Source organism: Hyphomicrobiales bacterium (assembly GCA_039989895.1).
Taxonomy (GTDB): domain Bacteria; phylum Pseudomonadota; class Alphaproteobacteria; order Rhizobiales; family JACESI01; genus JACESI01.
Genome location: JBDXGY010000002.1, coordinates 22,543 through 39,622 on the forward strand (window position 1 = coordinate 22,543; position 17,080 = coordinate 39,622).

Here is a 17,080-nt window from a genome sequence, read left to right on the forward strand (position 1 = left end):
TATAATATCTCTTATAAAATAATGATTTGCTTGTTGGTTATGATAATTAACTTCCGTAAGGGAAGGAATATTGTAAATTTTTCGTGATGGATAACTTCCGTAAGGGAAGGGTTCTTGTAAATCATATAATTAATGCGCTAGAAGCTGAAAACGATTATGGTGGACCATCCTGTGAGCGATAATGAGAATACTTCCACGCGCTCTTTGCTGATAGGGCGGCTATTGGAGGCCCGTTGGCTTTTGATTGCTCTTGCCGTGGTGTTTCTGTTTTTTTCCAGCCGCTGGCCGGACAGTGAGCGCATGTTAATTTTGGCTTATGTGTTGTTGTGCGGTGTCATTGCGTTTTCATGGCGAAAGACGAAAGAGGTTAAGGCGCTTGGGATAACAGCAGAGAAGAAGCAGCGATCTATTTGGCCTGCGACACAGGTGAAAATGTTTGTGAATGCTATTCCCGAACCCTGCGTTGTGCTTGATGGGGAGGGGATGGTTCGACATACAAATACTCCAATGCGGGATGCCTTCGGCACGATCACAAAAGGTGAATTGCTGACGCAGAAATTTCGCAATCCTGATGTAGCAAGCGCCCTCAGTGACGTTAAAGCAAACGGTCTGTCTGTATCGATTCCCTATCGAGAGCGGTTCCCGACAGAACGGCATTATCTGATCCATATGTCACCTATAGTCTTATCTAGCTATCATGAGGCAGCACCGGGTCCGGATTTTATTTGTGTGGTGATGTTGGAGCAAACTGAGCGTTATCGGCTTGAGGAATTTCGTAGTGAATTTATCGCCAATGTAAGCCATGAGCTGCGCACGCCGATTGCCTCACTGACAGGTTTTATTGAAACTTTACTTGGCCCCGCAAAGGATGACGAGGTGAGCCGTGAGAGGTTTTTGAAAATTATGCTTGAGCAATCTCAACGCATGGGACGGCTTGTCGGTGATTTACTATCTCTCAGTAGAATTGAAATGCGTAGCCATTTGCGACCCACAAATGAGGTCAATCTGGCGGCGATTGTCAATCATGTCACTGATGCCATGGCCCCGCTTGCCAAAGAAGCGCAGCTTAAGGTCAATATTAAAATGAACGATGGCCTTTTCATGGTGCGCGGCGATCAAGATGAATTGGTTCAGGCAGTGGGAAATTTACTTGAAAATGCCATCAAATATGGCGGCGATGGGAAAAGCGTCGATGTCAGCGTTTTAGAGGTACCAGCCCCTGTTGAATTCGATAAAAAAGGCCGTGAGTGCTATATGATAGATGTTCAAGACTACGGCAAAGGGATTGATAGCGTGCATATACCGCGATTGACTGAGCGGTTTTATCGGGTGGATGCAGAAGAAAGCAAAGCAAAGATGGGGACTGGCCTTGGTCTTGCTGTGGTTAAACATATACTGGCCCGTCATCAGGCGTATTTGAAGATTATTAGCACCAAGGGCGAAGGCACAAGTTTTAAGATCTATTTTTTAAAGCTGGAACATACATCTGATAATCAAAATATATAAGTAAAAACAATAACTAATACTGTCATCTAACTGTCATGTTAATGTCACAAAAAGGCATTCTAGAGGTTTTAGATTATGCGTGTTTTCAAAATCTGAAAATCAGAGGATGAAAGTCGTATGGCTGGCGCTGCTACTCTTCTCTTAACCAAGCGGTGCGGCCTTTCAAATCACTCACAGGGAGATGTAAAATGAAAAAAACAGCTATTCTCAGTGTAGCTCTTGGTGCTTTGCTTGTTTCAGGTGCTGCACAGGCGCGCGACAAAATTTCTATTGTTGGTTCTTCAACCGTTTTCCCATTTTCGACTGCGGTTGCTGAGCAATTTGGTAAGAAAACATCGTTCACAACACCGGTTGTTGAAGCAACCGGTTCAGGTGGCGGCATGAAACTCTTTTGTTCAGGTGTTGGCGAAGGGTCGCCAGACATCACAAATGCATCGCGTCGTATTAAAGACAAAGAATTTACAAAATGCGTTGAAAACGGCGTGACACCAGTCGAAGTTAAAATCGGCTTCGACGGCATTGTTCTTGCCAATGCAAAATCGGGTGAAACGTTTTCATTGACTCGTAAGCTTATCTTCCAAGCGCTTGCTAAAAATGTGCCTGTCGACGGCAAAATGGTCCCAAACCCTTACAAAAAATGGTCAGATATTGACGCATCATTGCCTTCGTTGAAAATTGAAGTTCTTGGGCCGCCTCCAACATCAGGCACGCGTGATGCTTTCGTTGAAATTGCAATGCGCGGTGGAGCTAAGAAATTTGATACACTTGCCGCCCTTCGTAAAGAAGACAAAAAAGCATTCCAAGCAATCGCTAAAAACATTCGCGAAGATGGAGCGTTTATTGAGGCGGGTGAAAACGATAATCTAATCGTTCAAAAGCTTGAAGCTAATCCAGCTGCTCTCGGTATTTTTGGTTTCTCATTTTTGGATCAAAATGCTGATAAGCTCAAAGGGGCAAGTGTCGGTGGTGTGGAGCCCGAATTTGAGTTAATCGCAGCCGGTGATTATCCTATTTCACGATCACTCTTTTTCTATGTGAAAAAAGAACATGTTGGTGTGATATCCGGTATTGCTGAGTTTGTGGCTGAGTTCACCAATGCAGGCACATGGGGCGATGAGGGCTATCTTTCTGATAAAGGCTTGATCCCACTTCCCGAAGCTGATCGTGCTGCAATCGCTGAATCTGCTAAAAATTTGACCCCGCTTGCACTCTAGGGCGCGATGAGTATTTAACCTGCGCCGCCGGTCATCATTCTCTCATGATCGGCGGTGTGATTTTTGAAATTAGTTTTTGAAATTAAGTGTAAGGGCTGCCATCTATGGTGTTGATTAGTCAGATTGCTAGCGCTCTTTTCTCTTCTATTTTATTTTGGCTCGTTGTTGTTTTTGTGGCGGGCTATTTCATTGGCTGCAGGCGCGCTTTGAGCGTGGTTGAGGGAAATTCGCGTTCTCTCCATTCTCTTCCAGGTTATCATGGTTCTTATCTCGGCCTTTGGGCTGTTTTGCCCTCTTTAGCTCTTTTGATTGCTTGGTCACTTGGCCTGCCTCATTATATTGATGGCGCTATCAGTCATCAATTTGCTGATAAGCTTGCCTCTCTTTCATTGCCACAAAAGGAAGCCTTTTTGCGTGATGCGAAGGCGCTGGCAATAGGTGGGATCGCCAGTAATGGTGATGAGGTGCGTGTTGCGGCTGGGGCATATGTTTCATCACTGATGGCGGGCGCAAACTGGTTGTTGCGCGGGCTTGTTGTCTTGCTTGTTGCTGGCGGTTTTTACTATGGCTATGCGCAAATTACAGCTCATAAAAGAACGCGCCATGTGGTTGAGCGTGTCAGTATGGTGGCGCTTATTGCGGCCTCTGGTGTTGCCGTTTTAACGACTTTGGGCATTGTTTTGTCGTTGGTGTTTGAGTCTTATCTTTTCTTTCAAAAAGTGCCTTTTCTTGATTTTCTGTTTGGTATTCACTGGAGTCCGCAAAGCGCCTATGAGGCTGCTGGGGCATCACCTGCAGAATTGGCTGAAGCTGCAAAGCGAAATGGCGAAGTATTTGGTGCAATTCCTCTTCTTGCCGGAACATTACTGATCACAGTGATTGCTATTTCGGTGGCCGCTCCTGTTGGTCTTTTGGCTGCGATTTATCTCTCTGATTATGCGAGCACGCGTGTGCGCTCCATGGCTAAACCTATATTGGAAGTTTTGGCCGGTATCCCAACCGTGGTCTATGGCTTTTTCGCCGCTTTGACGGTTGCGCCTTTTATTAGGAATTTTTTTGACTGGCTGAGTATATATACGGATAGCTGGTTTGGTTTTGTTATTCCAGCGTCTTCCGAAAGTGCTTTGGCAGCGGGTGTTGTTATGGGGATCATGATTATTCCCTTTATCTCCTCCTTGTCGGATGATGTGATCAATGCGGTGCCGCAGGCCTTGCGTGATGGATCTGCGGGGCTTGGGGCGACGAAATCTGAAACTATTCGCAGGGTTGTGCTGCCAGCGGCTCTTCCGGGTATTGTGTCTGCACTCATTCTTGCGATTTCGCGGGCAATTGGCGAGACGATGATTGTGGTGATGGCAGCAGGCCTTGCCGCCAATTTGACCATCAACCCGCTTGAAGCTGTGACAACTGTGACGGTTCAGATTGTAACTCTTCTTGTGGGGGATCAGGAGTTTGATTCCGCTAAAACACTAGCCGCCTTCGCGCTTGGCTTGATGCTCTTTTGCGTTACGCTTGCGCTCAATATAGTCGCCCTTCGGGTAGTCCAAAAATACCGTGAGCAATATGACTGATCAATCGTCCTCCAAAGCGCAGGCGCCTGACCTGCATACCTCAAAGGCGGCACATGAGCGCCTCAAAGCGCGGTACCGCAGTGAGGCAAAGTTCAAATATGCGGGCATGAGTGCGGTTCTGCTTGCCGTTTTGTTTCTTGTGCTTTTGCTTTGGACCATTGTTGGAAATGCCTATTTGGCTTTCACCTATCACTATATGAATTTGCCAGTTTCACTTGAACAATCCGCCATTGATCCTGACCAAACGGGTGATGCGGTGATTATCGGTCAGGCAAATTATGGCGTCATTGCGCGTGATGCTATGAAGGCCGTTGTGCCTTTTGCAAAAGGGCGAAAAGATCGGCGGGCGCGCAATCGCCTGCTGACTTCTGATGCGGGGATTCAAATACGTGAAGCAGTATTGAGTGACCCCTTACTTATCGGCAGTAATGCGATAATTCCAGTTCAACTCGATGATGTTGGTGATCTTTATTTTAAAGACCAAGTGACAAAGCGCAAAACATTGTCAACCACAGGCATTGCCACTCCAACAGGGGTTGAGGGATCGATTAAAATTCTTTCAACGACGAATGATTTTGATGCAGTCAATCGAGTGATCAAGGATAACCTTGTCTTCGAATTGGAAAAACTTCGCGTCAAAATTAATGCTAAGGGACGTTCACAAATCAGACTTGAGGGTCAGATTACGGCGATGCAAGATCGGCTCAATGCTGCCAGCGGTAAAGAGCGGGAAGTTTTGCAATCACGGTTTGATGGCCTGAAGAATGATCTTCAAAACGCGATCTCTTTAATTGAGGCGGACACGAAAAAGGCTGAAGCGCTGGAAGCGCGGATTAAGGCCACAGGTGACAGCGAGCCACTTACGTCGCAAGTTCCGTCATTTATTATCCGTATTAATAGTGGCGTGGTGAAGGTGACAAATATTTCCAGCACTGGCGTCACCGGTGATGTTTTGGTGCCTTTGAAAACCAATGAAGCTGCGGCAAAGGGGGCTTGGTCTTTGGAGGTTATGGAAAAGCCAGAAGACAACCGAAAGCTCTCAGATAAAGAAATCGTATGGTTGGATTATATGAGGGAACAAGGGCTGATTGAATCGAAGTTCAATTCGGTGTTCTTTACATCAGGCGCCAGTCGCGAACCAGAACAAGCGGGTATTTTGGGTGCGATCATGGGATCGTTATATACGATGATTGTGACCTTGCTTCTATCCTTTCCGATTGGTGTGGCAGCTGCAATTTATCTTGAAGAATTTGCTCCAAAAAACAAACTCACCCAGATTATTGAAGTCAATATCAACAATCTGGCGGCGGTGCCTTCGATTGTGTTTGGTTTGCTTGGTCTTGCCATGTTCTTGAATGTGTTCGGGTTGCCGCGATCAGCCCCTCTTGTTGGTGGCATGGTACTGGCTTTAATGACCTTGCCAACCATTATTATTGCCTCGCGCGCTGCCCTGCGTTCGGTGCCGCCTTCTATACGAGAGGCAGCGCTTGGCGTTGGTGCTTCTAAACTGCAAACGGTAACGCATCACGTTCTTCCCCTAGCGATGCCGGGTATTTTGACGGGTACGATTATCGGCATGGCGCAGGCGCTTGGCGAGACGGCGCCGCTTTTGATGATCGGCATGGTGGCCTTTATTGTTGATATTCCGGGCGGCCCGCTAGATCCAGCAACGGTCTTGCCAGTGCAAATTTTCATGTGGGCTGATTTTCCAGAACCGGCATTCCAACAAAAAACCTCGGCAGCCATTCTTGTGCTGTTAGCATTTCTCATCACGATGAATGCGCTTGCTGTTATCTTGCGCAAACGATTTGAGCGACGCTGGTAGCGGGGTAATGCAAATGAATATAGAAGCAAGCCAAATTGGTAAATTAAGCAAGGTCGCAATGACAAAAGTAGAGGCAACAATGTCTGATCCAAAAATTAAAATGCGCGGCGATAAAGTCTCTGTCTTTTATGGACAAAAACAGGCGCTTTTCGACGTGAATATTGATGTCAGAGATTGTCAGGTAACCGCTCTTATTGGCCCCTCAGGGTGCGGCAAGTCTACATTCTTGCGGTGCTTAAACCGGATGAATGATACGATAGATATTTGCCGTGTTAGCGGTGATATCACGCTTGATGGCAAAGATGTTTATGATAAGAATGTGGATGTGGTGGAGCTGCGTGCCCGTGTGGGTATGGTGTTTCAAAAGCCGAACCCTTTTCCCAAGTCTATTTTTGAAAATGTAGCCTATGGCCCGCGCATTCATGGGTTTGTGAAAAACAAAGCTGAATTAGAAGAAATTGTTGAGACCAGTTTGAAAAAAGCAGGCCTATGGGAAGAGGTCAAAGATCGTCTTGATTCAGCGGGTACTGGCCTTTCTGGTGGTCAGCAGCAGCGCCTTTGTATTGCGCGCGCTATTGCTGTCAGCCCTGAAGTTATTTTGATGGATGAACCTTGTTCAGCGCTTGATCCGATTGCGACAGCCAAAGTCGAAGAATTGATAGATGAACTTCGTCAAAATTATACGATTGTGATCGTCACACACTCTATGCAGCAGGCGGCGCGCGTGTCACAGCGTACGGCATTTTTTCACTTGGGTAATCTTGTGGAAGAGGGCATGACGGATGATATTTTTACCAGTCCAAATGATCCAAGAACGCAAGATTATATTACAGGTCGTATTGGCTAAATTGAGAAAAGAAGGCACAAATTATGTCTGATCATATAGTAAGCGCATTCGATAATGAGTTGATGCACCTCACCTCTCGTATTTCTGAAATGGGTGGTAAGGTGGAACGTATGGTGGGCGAAAGCGTGGAAGCTCTCGCGCGTATGGATATCGACGCGGCACGTCGTATTATCGAGCAAGACCGCGCTATTGATACAATCCAGCGCGAGGTTGATGAGGCGGCTATTTTAACAATAGCGAAGCGTCAACCAATGGCGCAGGATTTGCGCATCATCATCTCTTGCATTCGTATTTCTAATGATCTTGAGCGGGTTGGTGATATGGCAAAAAATATTGCGCGCCGTGTAATCGATCTTGATGGGCAGGGCATGAAAACCAAGCTCATTCATGGTATTGAGAATTTAACGAACCTTGGTCTTGCCCAGTTAAAAGATGTGTTGGATGCTTTTGCAGCGCGTGACGTTGATATGGCTAATGCGGTGTGGCTTCGCGATGAACAGCTTGATGAATTTTATACCTCTGTGTTTCGCGAACTTTTGACCTATATGATGGAAGATCCGCGTAATATTACTTTTTGCACCCATCTCTTATTTTGCGCTAAAAATATTGAGCGGATTGGAGACCATGCAACCAATATTGCTGAAACAGTTGTTTATCTTGAAACAGGCCAAACCATGACGGATCCGCGCAAGAAGGTCTATGAGAAGATGGCGCCGGTTATGAATGGGGATGCCTGACCATGACGCCTAAAGTTCTGATCGTTGAAGATGAAGAACCTTTAAGTCTATTGCTGCGGTATAATCTTGAAGCACTTGATTATGATGTGGATGTTGTCAGTCGTGGTGATGAGGCGGAGCTTTATTTACAAGAGGTGGTTCCAGATCTTTTAATATTGGATTGGATGTTGCCGGGTGTTTCCGGCATCGAGCTTTGTCGACGGTTACGAATGCGCGATGAAACGCGCACACTGCCTATTATTATGTTGACCGCGCGCGGCGAAGAGACCGAGCGGCTGCGTGGTTTTGAAGAAGGGGCTGATGATTACGTCGTCAAGCCTTTTTCGGTGCCAGAATTGATGGCACGGGTGAGCGCTATGTTGCGACGGGCGAAGCCAGAAGTCGTCGCTTCAACGCTTAAATCCGGTGATATCGAATTAGATCGTGAGATTCATCGGATTTATCGCGGCGGGCGTGAAATTCATCTGGGGCCGACTGAATTTAGACTTTTAGAATTTTTAATGCACAGGCCAGGGCGTGTGTTTTCCCGTCAGCAATTGCTTGACGGCGTATGGGGTCGGGATATCTATGTGGATGAGCGTACTGTCGATGTTCATATTGGCCGGTTGCGCAAATCGATTAATAAGTCGCGCATGAAAGACCCGATCCGCACGGTGCGAGGATCGGGTTATGCCTTTGATGATAATTTTTCGAAAGAATTTACTGCTTGATTCTTATGTTAAGGCGTCTTTTTAGGCGTTAGACTTTACGCTCTTTTCTGACGTCTTTCTGAGCTTGGCTGGTAAGCTATGCGGCTGTGGTAGCTGCAGTAAGGGGTGTCTTCGTCTGATTTGCGACCGCAGTAATGAAATTCGGATGATTGTGGATCACCAATTGGCCAGCGGCAGGTATGTTCTGTTAAATCTGTGATATTAGCGCGTTCCCCAAAAGGAATAACCAGTTCTTCATATTGGGAGACGCGTGGGGCGGGTGCGGCATCAGGACGTGCTTCGGGGTTTATTTTCAAAGCTGCATTTCCAACAGTGCCACCACTTTGTTGTCTTGACTTGGATGTATTCGATGATGAGCGTGGTTGGCGAGGACGGCTTGAAACATTTGATGTCTTGCCGCGACCTGATAATTTGAGGCGGTGAACTTTACCAATCACAGCATTACGTGTGACGCCACCAAGCTCTCTGGCTATTTGACTGGCACTTAAACCTTCAGCCCAAAGTTTTTTAAGAATTTCTACCCGGTCATCTGTCCAAGTTGACATACTGATATCCTCTCCAAGTCTTTTTCACTGGGCAGAATCCTTCACCGTGTACGGCCGATCATTTTTGATAAGCCATATTGGTGTGTGTACTTTTTAGGACTGCCGCGCCGCAAAGTGTGCTTCGTTTCAACTTTAACGCTACTATATCGTTCGACACCACCGCAAACGTGAAGGCGTCAAAAGTTAACGATTGTTTAATTTGTCCCCAATTCAAGGGATAGTGCAACTATGTAAAACGAGTCTTTTCCGTCGGCTACAACTTATGCGAGTCTTGAGTGGTGATTGCCAAGAGCTGCTTGTTAATCTTGACAAAACAGTCTTGGAATGTGCTAAATTAATGTAAATTAGGAAGCCGCCTGCTTCAGGGCGGCTTTTTTTATTTTTTATACGTTCAATAATCAATTAACGGCAGTAAAATCATGGTCTCGCCCGCACTCTATAATGCATACAATCGTATACCGCTGACATTCGCATCAGGCGATGGGGCATGGCTGACCACAGATACGGGCGAGCGCTATCTGGATTTTGGGGCAGGCATTGCTGTGAATTCATTGGGCCATGGTCATCCACATCTGGTTGAAGCACTTAAAAAACAGGCTGAAGGTATTTGGCACCTATCAAACCTTTATGATGTTGCAGAACAAAATGAGCTTGCTGATCGCTTGATCGCGGCAACCTTTGCTGACCGCGCCTTTTTTGTAAATTCCGGTGCAGAGGCAATGGAAACGGCAATCAAAACAGCGCGGCGTTATCATTGGCGCAAGGGTGATGCGGAGCGTAATCGGATTATTACTTTTGAAGGCGCTTTTCATGGCCGTACGCTGGCAACAATAGCCGCAGGCGGCAAGGATAAATATCTTGAAGGCTTTGGTCCTCATATGGATGGGTTCGACCAAGTACCTTTTAATGACCATGAGGCGCTGAAAGCGGCCATCAGCGATAAAACAGCGGCCATTCTTGTAGAGCCAATTCAAGGCGAGGGCGGCATTCGCTCGGTGCCGCCGGAATGCTTGCGGGGTTTGCGTGCATTATGCGATGAGCATGGTCTTCTTTTGATTCTTGATGAAGTGCAATGTGGCGTTGGCCGCACGGGACATTTTTTCGCTCATGAGGCGGCGGGTGTTGCGCCAGATTTGATGGCTGTTGCCAAAGGTATTGGTGGTGGTTTTCCAGTTGGTGCTTGTCTTGCCAATGAAGAAGCATCAACGGGCATTACACCGGGTATTCATGGAACAACTTATGGCGGCAATCCGCTTGCTATGGCTGTAGGCTGCGCCGTCTTGGATGTGGTTTTGGCTGATGGTTTTATGGATGAGGTGAAACGCAAAGGGCTTATGTTTAAGCAGAAGCTTGCTGGTCTGGTGGATACCAACTCTGATATTTTAGAAGAAGTACGCGGTGAAGGTTTGCTGCTTGGTTTGAAAACCCGTGGGCTTAATATGGATTTTATTGTGGCTGCGCGCGAAGCAAAATTATTGAGTGTTCCTGCTGGAACGGATATCATGCGTATTCTGCCGCCCCTTAATGCAACGGATGAAGATTTTGAGGCAGCGATTGATCGTCTTGAAATGGCTTGTGCCACTGTTCGTGCCAAAAATACTTAATCCCATATTATTGCCCCTATTGATTAAAAAAGACGAGAATCATGATGAGTAAGCCTCGGCATTTCCTAGATTTAAAAAATCACGATGCACAAACGCTTCGCTATATAATTGATCATGGCCGTACTATGAAAGCGGATAGGCTTGTGGGTGGACGCATGGGTTATCAGCCGCTTAAAGGCAAAATGCTTGCGATGATTTTTGATAAACCATCCACGCGTACCCGTGTTTCTTTTGATGTGGGAATGCGGGAGTTGGGCGGCGAGACGATTTATCTTTCTGGCTCTGAGATGCAGATGGGTCGAGGTGAAACGATCGGTGATACCGCTCGGGTTCTCTCGCGCTATGTTGATGCTATTATGATCCGCACAACCGACCACGCTCGCCTGATTGAATTGGCTGAGGCAGCGACAGTGCCGGTTGTGAACGGCCTCACTGATGATAGCCACCCCTGTCAGATTATGGCTGATGTGATGACCTTTGAGGAACATCTTGGCGCCATCAAGGGCAAGAAACTGGCATGGACAGGGGATGGCAATAATGTTTTGACATCTTTGGTTCATGCAGCTGGGCGGTTTGATTTTGAACTTGCTGCTGCAACGCCACCCGAGCTTAACCCTACTGATGAAGTGATGGATTGGGCGGAGGCGGAAAGCGTTCGCTTTTCGCTCACTGATGATCCCTATGAAGCCGTGGCAGGTGCTGATTGTGTCATAACCGATACGTTTGTTTCAATGGGTGATGACGAGCAAGCGAAACGTCATAATCTTTTGATGCCTTATCAGGTTAATGACCGTTTGATGGCAGAGGCAAAATCATCTGCGATTTTTATGCATTGTCTGCCGGCTCACCGCGAAGAAGAAGTGACGACGTCTGTTATGGATGGTCCGCAATCTGTTGTTTTTGATGAAGCCGAAAATAGACTTCATGCGCAAAAAAGTATTCTTGCTTGGTGTATGAGCGGTAGCGAATAGCGATGAGAGGCTTATGAAGCTTTCACAAGACACGGCGCTTGATATCAATACCATCACCTTTGCAGGTGATGATGCGGTTGTGCCTTTTGCGATTGAAAATTTGGATGCGCGTGGACGCGCCGTGCAAATGGGCGCCGCCTTTGATGCGATTGTTACACGCCATGATTATCCCGCACCTGTTGCACGCCTTTTAGGTGAGATGATTGTTCTTACTGCGCTCCTTGGCACGGCTATGAAATTTGACGGTCAATTGATTATGCAAGCCCAGACCGATGGTCCAGTTGCTTTGCTGGTGGTTGATTTTAAAGCGCCCGGCGATATTCGTGCTCATGCGCGGTTTGACGACGCGGCCTTGGCACTTGCCATTGAAAAAGACGAAATCGCCCCTGAGCAATTGCTCGGCAAAGGTGTGCTGGCTATGACCATTGATCAGGGCGAGTTTATGAATCGCTATCAAGGTATGGTGGCGCTTGAGGGTGACAGCCTTGAAGGGGTGGCCCATGCTTATTTCATCCAGTCAGAGCAAATTCCAACTCGTGTACGGCTGAGTGTTGCCGAACTTGTGAGTAATGTGGATGGTGAGGCCCGCCGCAGTTGGAGGGCGGGCGGTGCGCTTGTGCAATTTTTGCCCGAATCTGAGGATCGCATCAAGCAGCGTGACCTACATGGCGGGGATGGTGATGAAGGCCAGACGGTGGTCGAAGATGATAACGCATGGATAGAGGCTCAAAGTCTTTTTGCGACCATTAAAGATGATGAGCTGATTGATCCGGATATAAGCTCGGAGCGGCTTCTTTTCCGTCTTTTTCATGAACAGAGTTTGCGTCTTTTCCCCCCACAAATGGTTTTTGATAAATGCTCATGCTCTAGTGAGAAGATTTGGTCTGTATTGCGGGCGATGTCAAAAGCTGAGCTTGATGAGGCGGCTGAGAACGGAAAAATTCAGGTGAAATGTGAATTTTGCGGCACGGATTACTCAATTGCACCGGATGAATTACCGTCACCAAAATAATGGCGGCGGGTTTATTCTTGCTTTGAATATTGTGTGCGCTTCACAATTGTTTAGTAGTAATGGTTGCGATGGTGTGGTTGCGACAAATTACGACAATTTTTTATTGATATGACATATTTGGGCGACATCTACACTTTAAATAGTGTGGCATGGCAGTTGGAAAAACTGCTCACCTCTGAAAGGATACTCCCAATGAAAAAGACACTTATTCTCACAACAGCTTTGATATCTTTTGTGGCATCAAGCATTGCTTTTGCCCAGTCTCACGGCATGAAAGCGGCTGATACTAATAAAGATGGCAATCTTACCCGCGCGGAGCTGTCGGCTCATGTCGGCAAACGTTTTGCGAAGCTTGATAAAGATGGTGATGGCAGCATTACCAAAGAAGAAAGAAAAGCAGCGCGTGCTGACAGGAGAGCAGAACGCTTTGCTAAATTAGATACAGATGGCAACGGCTCTCTTTCTCCTGAAGAGTTTCAAGTTCAAACTGATAAATATCATGGTAAGGGCGGCAAAAAGGGTGGCAAGCATCATGGACGCCACGCTAAGTTGGATGCCAATCAAGATGGTGTGATCGATAAAGCAGAATTTGAAGCGCGTGCTTTTAAGCGCTTTGATCGCATCGATACAAACAATGATGATGTGGTGAGTGCACAAGAGCGCCAAGCTGCATATGCTAAACACAAAAAGCATGGCCCTAAAGCAAAACCGGAATAAGCGGCGCGGGTCTATTGTGTAAAGACGGCATCGCGACTTAACTGGTCAAGGTGCCGTTTTGCTTTGGAGAAATTGATGAGCAATAACAAACCTCATTTGTTGCTAGTGGAAGATGAGGCCTCGATTAGAGAGCCTTTGGCAGCCTATCTTGAAAAAAATGGCTATCGTGTCACCCAGTCACAAAGTGCAGAAGAAGCACGCATGGCATTTGCGGCCTATGCGATTGATTTGGCTATTCTCGATATCATGATGCCGGGTGAAGATGGTTTAAGTTTGTGTCGTCATATGCGTGAAATGAGAGAACTCCCGATTATTTTTCTAACAGCTAAGGCAGAAGAGACAGAGCGCATTATCGGCCTTGAAATGGGGGCGGATGATTATTTGACCAAACCTTTTAATCCGCGCGAACTTCTTGCGCGCATAAAGGCTGTTATGCGGCGCACCAGTGGCGGAGGGCATTCTGTCACCTCAAAGGATGTGGATAGCTATGCTTTTGAGGGTTGGGTTTTGAAAACCAGTGAACGTGCTTTAGTCGATCGCGATGGTGTGATGGTTCCCCTATCAACAGGTGAATATAATTTGCTGCTTGTTTTGGTTACACACCCAAGACAGGTGATGACCCGTGATCAGCTGCTTGATTTGACGCAAGGCCGCGAGGCCGAAGCTTTTGATCGCGCGATTGATAATCAGGTTTTGCGTCTTCGTAAAAAAATCGAAGAAGATCCGAAACAACCCAAACTCCTCAAGACTGTATGGGGTGGGGGTTATACATTTATATCGGATGTGACTCAGTTATGAAACTATGGCCCAAAAAACTCGCTGGACAAATGGCCCTATTGGTGGGGGTTGCTTTGTTGATTGCGCAACTGATTAATTTTGGATTTTTATTCGCGGAGCGCTGGCAAGCAAGAGAAAATCAGGTGATTAGTCCGGCAATCGCACGTCTCGTTGATGCTGTTGAACGGGTCGAAAATGGCCAACCCTTGTTTCAAAGGCAAGGCCGTGCCGGTCGTCGTGCCGCCTTCGCATCTGATGACAGCCTGATTGAGGTCGATGATTCCCGTGCGGATGCTATTGAGCGTCACGTTAAAATGAGATTCCAAGAGTTAGAATTAAACGTGTTGGATGTGCGGGCACGTGTGATCAAAAACAGCAGACCTCGACCAAGCGCCTATCCTGGTGCTGCCCCTGACGGGCCTCCAAGGTCGCTACTCATCATTTCGGTGCAACTTCCCACCAACAATTGGCTCAATGTTCGTGCCTCCTATCGCGCTGAAGGCCCTAAACTTATCGTACGCCTTTTGATCCAAACATTCGTTATTTTTATTGTGCTATTGATCGCTGTTTTATGGATTGGCAATCGTGCGACTCGTCCATTGAAAGCGCTCACACAAACGGCAACGCGGTTTGGTGGAGCGACAAATGAAGGCCCGGTTCTAGTGGCGGGTCCGTCAGATATTCGCCAGCTTATTGAAGCGTTCAATAAGATGCAGTTGCGCATAAGCGATATGCTTGGCGAGAAAGATCGCATGCTTGGTGCTGTGGGCCATGATCTTCGTACGCCACTTGCGTCACTGCGGTTACGTGTTGAGGCTATTACAGATGCTGGAGAGCGGCAAAAGGCGATTGATAGTATTGATGAAATGAATTGTACACTTGAAGACATCTTGTCGCTTGCGCGCATTGGTCGCCCAAGTGACCCTTCAGTGGATATTGACCTTGTTGCTCTTGTGGATGCTGTTGCACTAGATTTAGTGGATCTTGGTGAAGATGTAACTATTGCACCATCCGATCGGATTTTGGTGAATCTGCGGCCCGCGCCTACGCGGCGTGCTGTTCGAAATATTATTGAAAACGCGATTAAATACGGTACCCGTGCTCATGTAAGTGTGAGCACTTCATCCAATGAAGCTTTGGTCGTTGTTGAAGATGAAGGGCCGGGAATTCCTGAGCCAGATATTGAGCGGGTCATGGATGGTTTTGTCAGACTTGAAACATCCCGAAATCGAGAAACTGGTGGTTCGGGTCTTGGTTTGGCGATTGCGAGAGGGATCTTGCGTGAACAAGGTGGGGATTTGCATCTAGAAAACAGAGAGAAAAAAGGACTGAAAGTGACGCTTAAATTCCTTATAAGTGAAATGCAAAAATAGATGCGCCATAAAATCTGTAATGGATGTTGATTGAGAGTTAAAGCAATTATGAATGAGAGATCACGGAATGGCAGCTCATTATCGTCATCATATTAATATTACTTCGGTTTTGTATTTTTACATGAGAAAAGCGCCCTATATACTGATAGATGGTCAAAGATGGCGCTAAAACATTGACCTTGGATCGCATGAAAGCAATGAGATGAAAAAGACATCTTCTTCGAAGGACCTTATCGTGGGTGGAGGCACATCTGAAATATCCACTGATGTGGATGCTTCAATGAATGAAGTCATGCGAGCTGATGCCAGTGATGGTTTTGCTTATCGTGCTGCTGTGTTAGCTGCGCGGGGCACTTTGCAATTTATCATCATGGCTGTGGTGCTTGTTGGCGCTGCTTTTTTAATGAATGAGCTACAGGAATCGCGCAAAGAGCGACCTAAGCGGGCACAAAAAGAGGCAGTTTATACAATTGAAACTGTGCGGGCGATGCCGCAGGCTCATCAACCCAAGATCTCGGCTTTTGGTGATGTGGTTGCCGGTCGGACATTGAACATTACGGCGCTCGTTCCAGGCGAAGTTGTGGAAATGAACACGGCGTTGAGAGTGGGTGGTAGAGTTTCAAAGGGTGATCCACTGGTGGTGATCAATAAATTTGGATTTGAAATTGCCCGCGATGAAGCCAAAGCTAATCTTCAAGAAGCCAAAGCATCCCTAATTGAAGCGCGTGCGCGCTTGTTGATGGAAGAGACAGGCCTAAAACGCTCAAAGGAACAGCTTGAGCTTGCTGAAGCCGATCTTGAGCGGGCAAAGCGCTTGGTGCGATCCGGCACACTCACACGGCGTGCTGTGGAAGAGCGCGAATTGGTCGTCAGTCAACGCAAAGCTGCTTTTCAATCGAGTGGTGCGAATATCGCTATTCAAAAAGCACAAATTGGGGCCCGTGAAGCGGTTGTACAGCGCCTTGAAGTAACGATAAAAAATGCGGAACAAGAACTCATCAATACGACGCTTAAGGCGCCATTTGACGCGATTGTTCAGGCTATGAATGTGGAGGTGGGTCAAACAATTACCACGGCTCTTTCTCTTATTACACTATTTGAGGCTGATACGCTTGATGCGCGCTTTGTGTTGTCAGATGCGCAATATGGCCGTTTGATCAATAGTGGGCAACGCCTTGAAGGGCGAAAAATAAAGGTGAACTGGAATGTGGGTGTGTCCCAAAATTCCTATGAAGCCTCGATAGATCGTGTGGGGGCGCAGATTGCGGCAAATCGTGGCGGCATTACCGTTTTTGCTAGGATTGAAAAAAATGCAACAAATGATGGGTTGCGCCCAGGAGCCTTTGTCGAGGTGGATGTACCCGATCAAACTTTTGATAAAACATTTCGATTGCCGGAAACTGCGATTTTTGAAGGGAATGTGGCCTATATCGTGGGTGCTGAAAATAGATTGGAAGCGCGACCAGTTAAGATTGCGGTTTATGATGGGGCCTATGTGATTGTATCCGGCGGTCTGCGTGAAGGCGATGATGTTCTTGTTACTCAAATAGCTGAAGTTGGTGAGGGGCTTTTGGTTCGTCATGCGGGTGAAAAGAGTGGTAAGGAAACAGTTTCTCAAGAGAAACCGTCAGCATCATCGAGCACTAAACCACGAAGCTAGAGGATTGATTG

Annotated in this window: 14 protein-coding genes and 2 pseudogenes; 15 read left to right on the forward strand and 1 reads right to left on the reverse strand. The window is 46.9% G+C overall.

Translation table 11 applies throughout. From position 1 onward, the window contains the following. The first annotated feature begins 171 nt into the window (after window positions 1-171). From ABJ081_00860 to phoB, 8 genes and pseudogenes are all read left to right on the forward strand, one after another. Window positions 172-1,506, forward strand: a complete 1,335-nt coding sequence (locus ABJ081_00860) for an ATP-binding protein (GenBank protein ID MEP6355215.1) — start codon at window positions 172-174, stop codon at window positions 1,504-1,506. Between the two features lie 188 nt (window positions 1,507-1,694). Then, window positions 1,695-2,720, forward strand: coding sequence for a substrate-binding domain-containing protein (locus ABJ081_00865; protein ID MEP6355216.1), 1,026 nt, complete (start codon window positions 1,695-1,697; stop codon window positions 2,718-2,720). Between the two features lie 104 nt (window positions 2,721-2,824). Next, window positions 2,825-4,291, forward strand: coding sequence for a phosphate ABC transporter permease subunit PstC (gene pstC / locus ABJ081_00870; protein ID MEP6355217.1), 1,467 nt, complete (start codon window positions 2,825-2,827; stop codon window positions 4,289-4,291). Then, window positions 4,284-4,775, forward strand: a pseudogene (locus ABJ081_00875) (DUF3333 domain-containing protein). The gene pstC and the pseudogene ABJ081_00875 overlap by 8 nt, the downstream one beginning before the upstream one ends. Before the next feature lie 546 nt (window positions 4,776-5,321). Then, a pseudogene (gene pstA / locus ABJ081_00880) lies at window positions 5,322-6,116 on the forward strand (phosphate ABC transporter permease PstA). A gap of 58 nt (window positions 6,117-6,174) precedes the next feature. Further along, window positions 6,175-6,963, forward strand: coding sequence for a phosphate ABC transporter ATP-binding protein PstB (gene pstB / locus ABJ081_00885; GenBank protein MEP6355218.1), 789 nt, complete (start codon window positions 6,175-6,177; stop codon window positions 6,961-6,963). Between the two features lie 20 nt (window positions 6,964-6,983). After that, on the forward strand, window positions 6,984-7,700 hold the full coding sequence (gene phoU, locus ABJ081_00890; GenBank protein MEP6355219.1) for a phosphate signaling complex protein PhoU: 717 nt from the start codon (window positions 6,984-6,986) through the stop codon (window positions 7,698-7,700). Window positions 7,701-7,702: 2 nt separating this feature from the next. After that, complete coding sequence (gene phoB, locus ABJ081_00895; protein ID MEP6355220.1) at window positions 7,703-8,410, forward strand: phosphate regulon transcriptional regulator PhoB; 708 nt, start codon at window positions 7,703-7,705, stop codon at window positions 8,408-8,410. 35 nt (window positions 8,411-8,445) lie between these two features. Here the strand turns inward: phoB and ABJ081_00900 are convergent, their stop codons facing one another. Then, window positions 8,446-8,955 carry a GcrA family cell cycle regulator gene (locus ABJ081_00900; GenBank protein ID MEP6355221.1) on the reverse strand — a complete coding sequence of 170 codons (510 nt, stop codon included), beginning with the start codon at window positions 8,953-8,955 and terminating at the stop codon, window positions 8,446-8,448. 419 nt (window positions 8,956-9,374) lie between these two features. Here ABJ081_00900 and ABJ081_00905 point away from each other — a divergent pair, with 419 nt between their 5' ends. The 7 genes from ABJ081_00905 (at window position 9,375) to ABJ081_00935 (ending at window position 17,069) form a co-directional block, all read left to right on the forward strand. Continuing rightward, on the forward strand, window positions 9,375-10,559 hold the full coding sequence (locus ABJ081_00905) for an aspartate aminotransferase family protein (protein MEP6355222.1): 1,185 nt from the start codon (window positions 9,375-9,377) through the stop codon (window positions 10,557-10,559). A 44-nt stretch (window positions 10,560-10,603) separates the two neighbouring features. Beyond that, on the forward strand, window positions 10,604-11,530 hold the full coding sequence (gene argF, locus ABJ081_00910; GenBank protein MEP6355223.1) for an ornithine carbamoyltransferase: 927 nt from the start codon (window positions 10,604-10,606) through the stop codon (window positions 11,528-11,530). 13 nt (window positions 11,531-11,543) lie between these two features. Beyond that, window positions 11,544-12,542, forward strand: a complete 999-nt coding sequence (locus ABJ081_00915) for an Hsp33 family molecular chaperone (GenBank protein MEP6355224.1) — start codon at window positions 11,544-11,546, stop codon at window positions 12,540-12,542. 192 nt (window positions 12,543-12,734) lie between these two features. Beyond that, window positions 12,735-13,259, forward strand: coding sequence for a hypothetical protein (locus ABJ081_00920; protein MEP6355225.1), 525 nt, complete (start codon window positions 12,735-12,737; stop codon window positions 13,257-13,259). Between the two features lie 75 nt (window positions 13,260-13,334). Next, a complete protein-coding gene (locus tag ABJ081_00925) occupies window positions 13,335-14,057 on the forward strand; it encodes a response regulator (protein ID MEP6355226.1) in 723 nt (240 codons plus the stop codon). Then, the gene (locus ABJ081_00930; GenBank protein MEP6355227.1) at window positions 14,054-15,409 is read left to right on the forward strand and encodes a HAMP domain-containing sensor histidine kinase; all 1,356 of its coding nucleotides are present in this window, start codon (window positions 14,054-14,056) and stop codon (window positions 15,407-15,409) included. Before ABJ081_00925 ends, ABJ081_00930 begins: the two co-directional genes overlap by 4 nt. A gap of 202 nt (window positions 15,410-15,611) precedes the next feature. After that, window positions 15,612-17,069, forward strand: coding sequence for an efflux RND transporter periplasmic adaptor subunit (locus ABJ081_00935; GenBank protein MEP6355228.1), 1,458 nt, complete (start codon window positions 15,612-15,614; stop codon window positions 17,067-17,069). Window positions 17,070-17,080 lie beyond the last annotated feature (11 nt).

What these genes read in the sequence shown, in the direction of transcription:
- ABJ081_00905 (MEP6355222.1), top strand. Translation starts at nt 9,375, where the DNA reads ATGGTCTCGCCCGCACTCTATAATGCATACAATCGTATACCGCTGACA.
- ABJ081_00915 (MEP6355224.1), top strand. Translation starts at nt 11,544, where the DNA reads ATGAAGCTTTCACAAGACACGGCGCTTGATATCAATACCATCACCTTT.
- pstC (MEP6355217.1), top strand. Translation starts at nt 2,825, where the DNA reads ATGGTGTTGATTAGTCAGATTGCTAGCGCTCTTTTCTCTTCTATTTTA.
- pstB (MEP6355218.1), top strand. Translation starts at nt 6,175, where the DNA reads ATGACAAAAGTAGAGGCAACAATGTCTGATCCAAAAATTAAAATGCGC.
- ABJ081_00900 (MEP6355221.1), bottom strand. Translation starts at nt 8,955, where the DNA reads ATGTCAACTTGGACAGATGACCGGGTAGAAATTCTTAAAAAACTTTGG.
- ABJ081_00930 (MEP6355227.1), top strand. Translation starts at nt 14,054, where the DNA reads ATGAAACTATGGCCCAAAAAACTCGCTGGACAAATGGCCCTATTGGTG.
- phoB (MEP6355220.1), top strand. Translation starts at nt 7,703, where the DNA reads ATGACGCCTAAAGTTCTGATCGTTGAAGATGAAGAACCTTTAAGTCTA.
- ABJ081_00865 (MEP6355216.1), top strand. Translation starts at nt 1,695, where the DNA reads ATGAAAAAAACAGCTATTCTCAGTGTAGCTCTTGGTGCTTTGCTTGTT.
- ABJ081_00920 (MEP6355225.1), top strand. Translation starts at nt 12,735, where the DNA reads ATGAAAAAGACACTTATTCTCACAACAGCTTTGATATCTTTTGTGGCA.
- ABJ081_00925 (MEP6355226.1), top strand. Translation starts at nt 13,335, where the DNA reads ATGAGCAATAACAAACCTCATTTGTTGCTAGTGGAAGATGAGGCCTCG.
- ABJ081_00935 (MEP6355228.1), top strand. Translation starts at nt 15,612, where the DNA reads ATGAAAAAGACATCTTCTTCGAAGGACCTTATCGTGGGTGGAGGCACA.
- argF (MEP6355223.1), top strand. Translation starts at nt 10,604, where the DNA reads ATGAGTAAGCCTCGGCATTTCCTAGATTTAAAAAATCACGATGCACAA.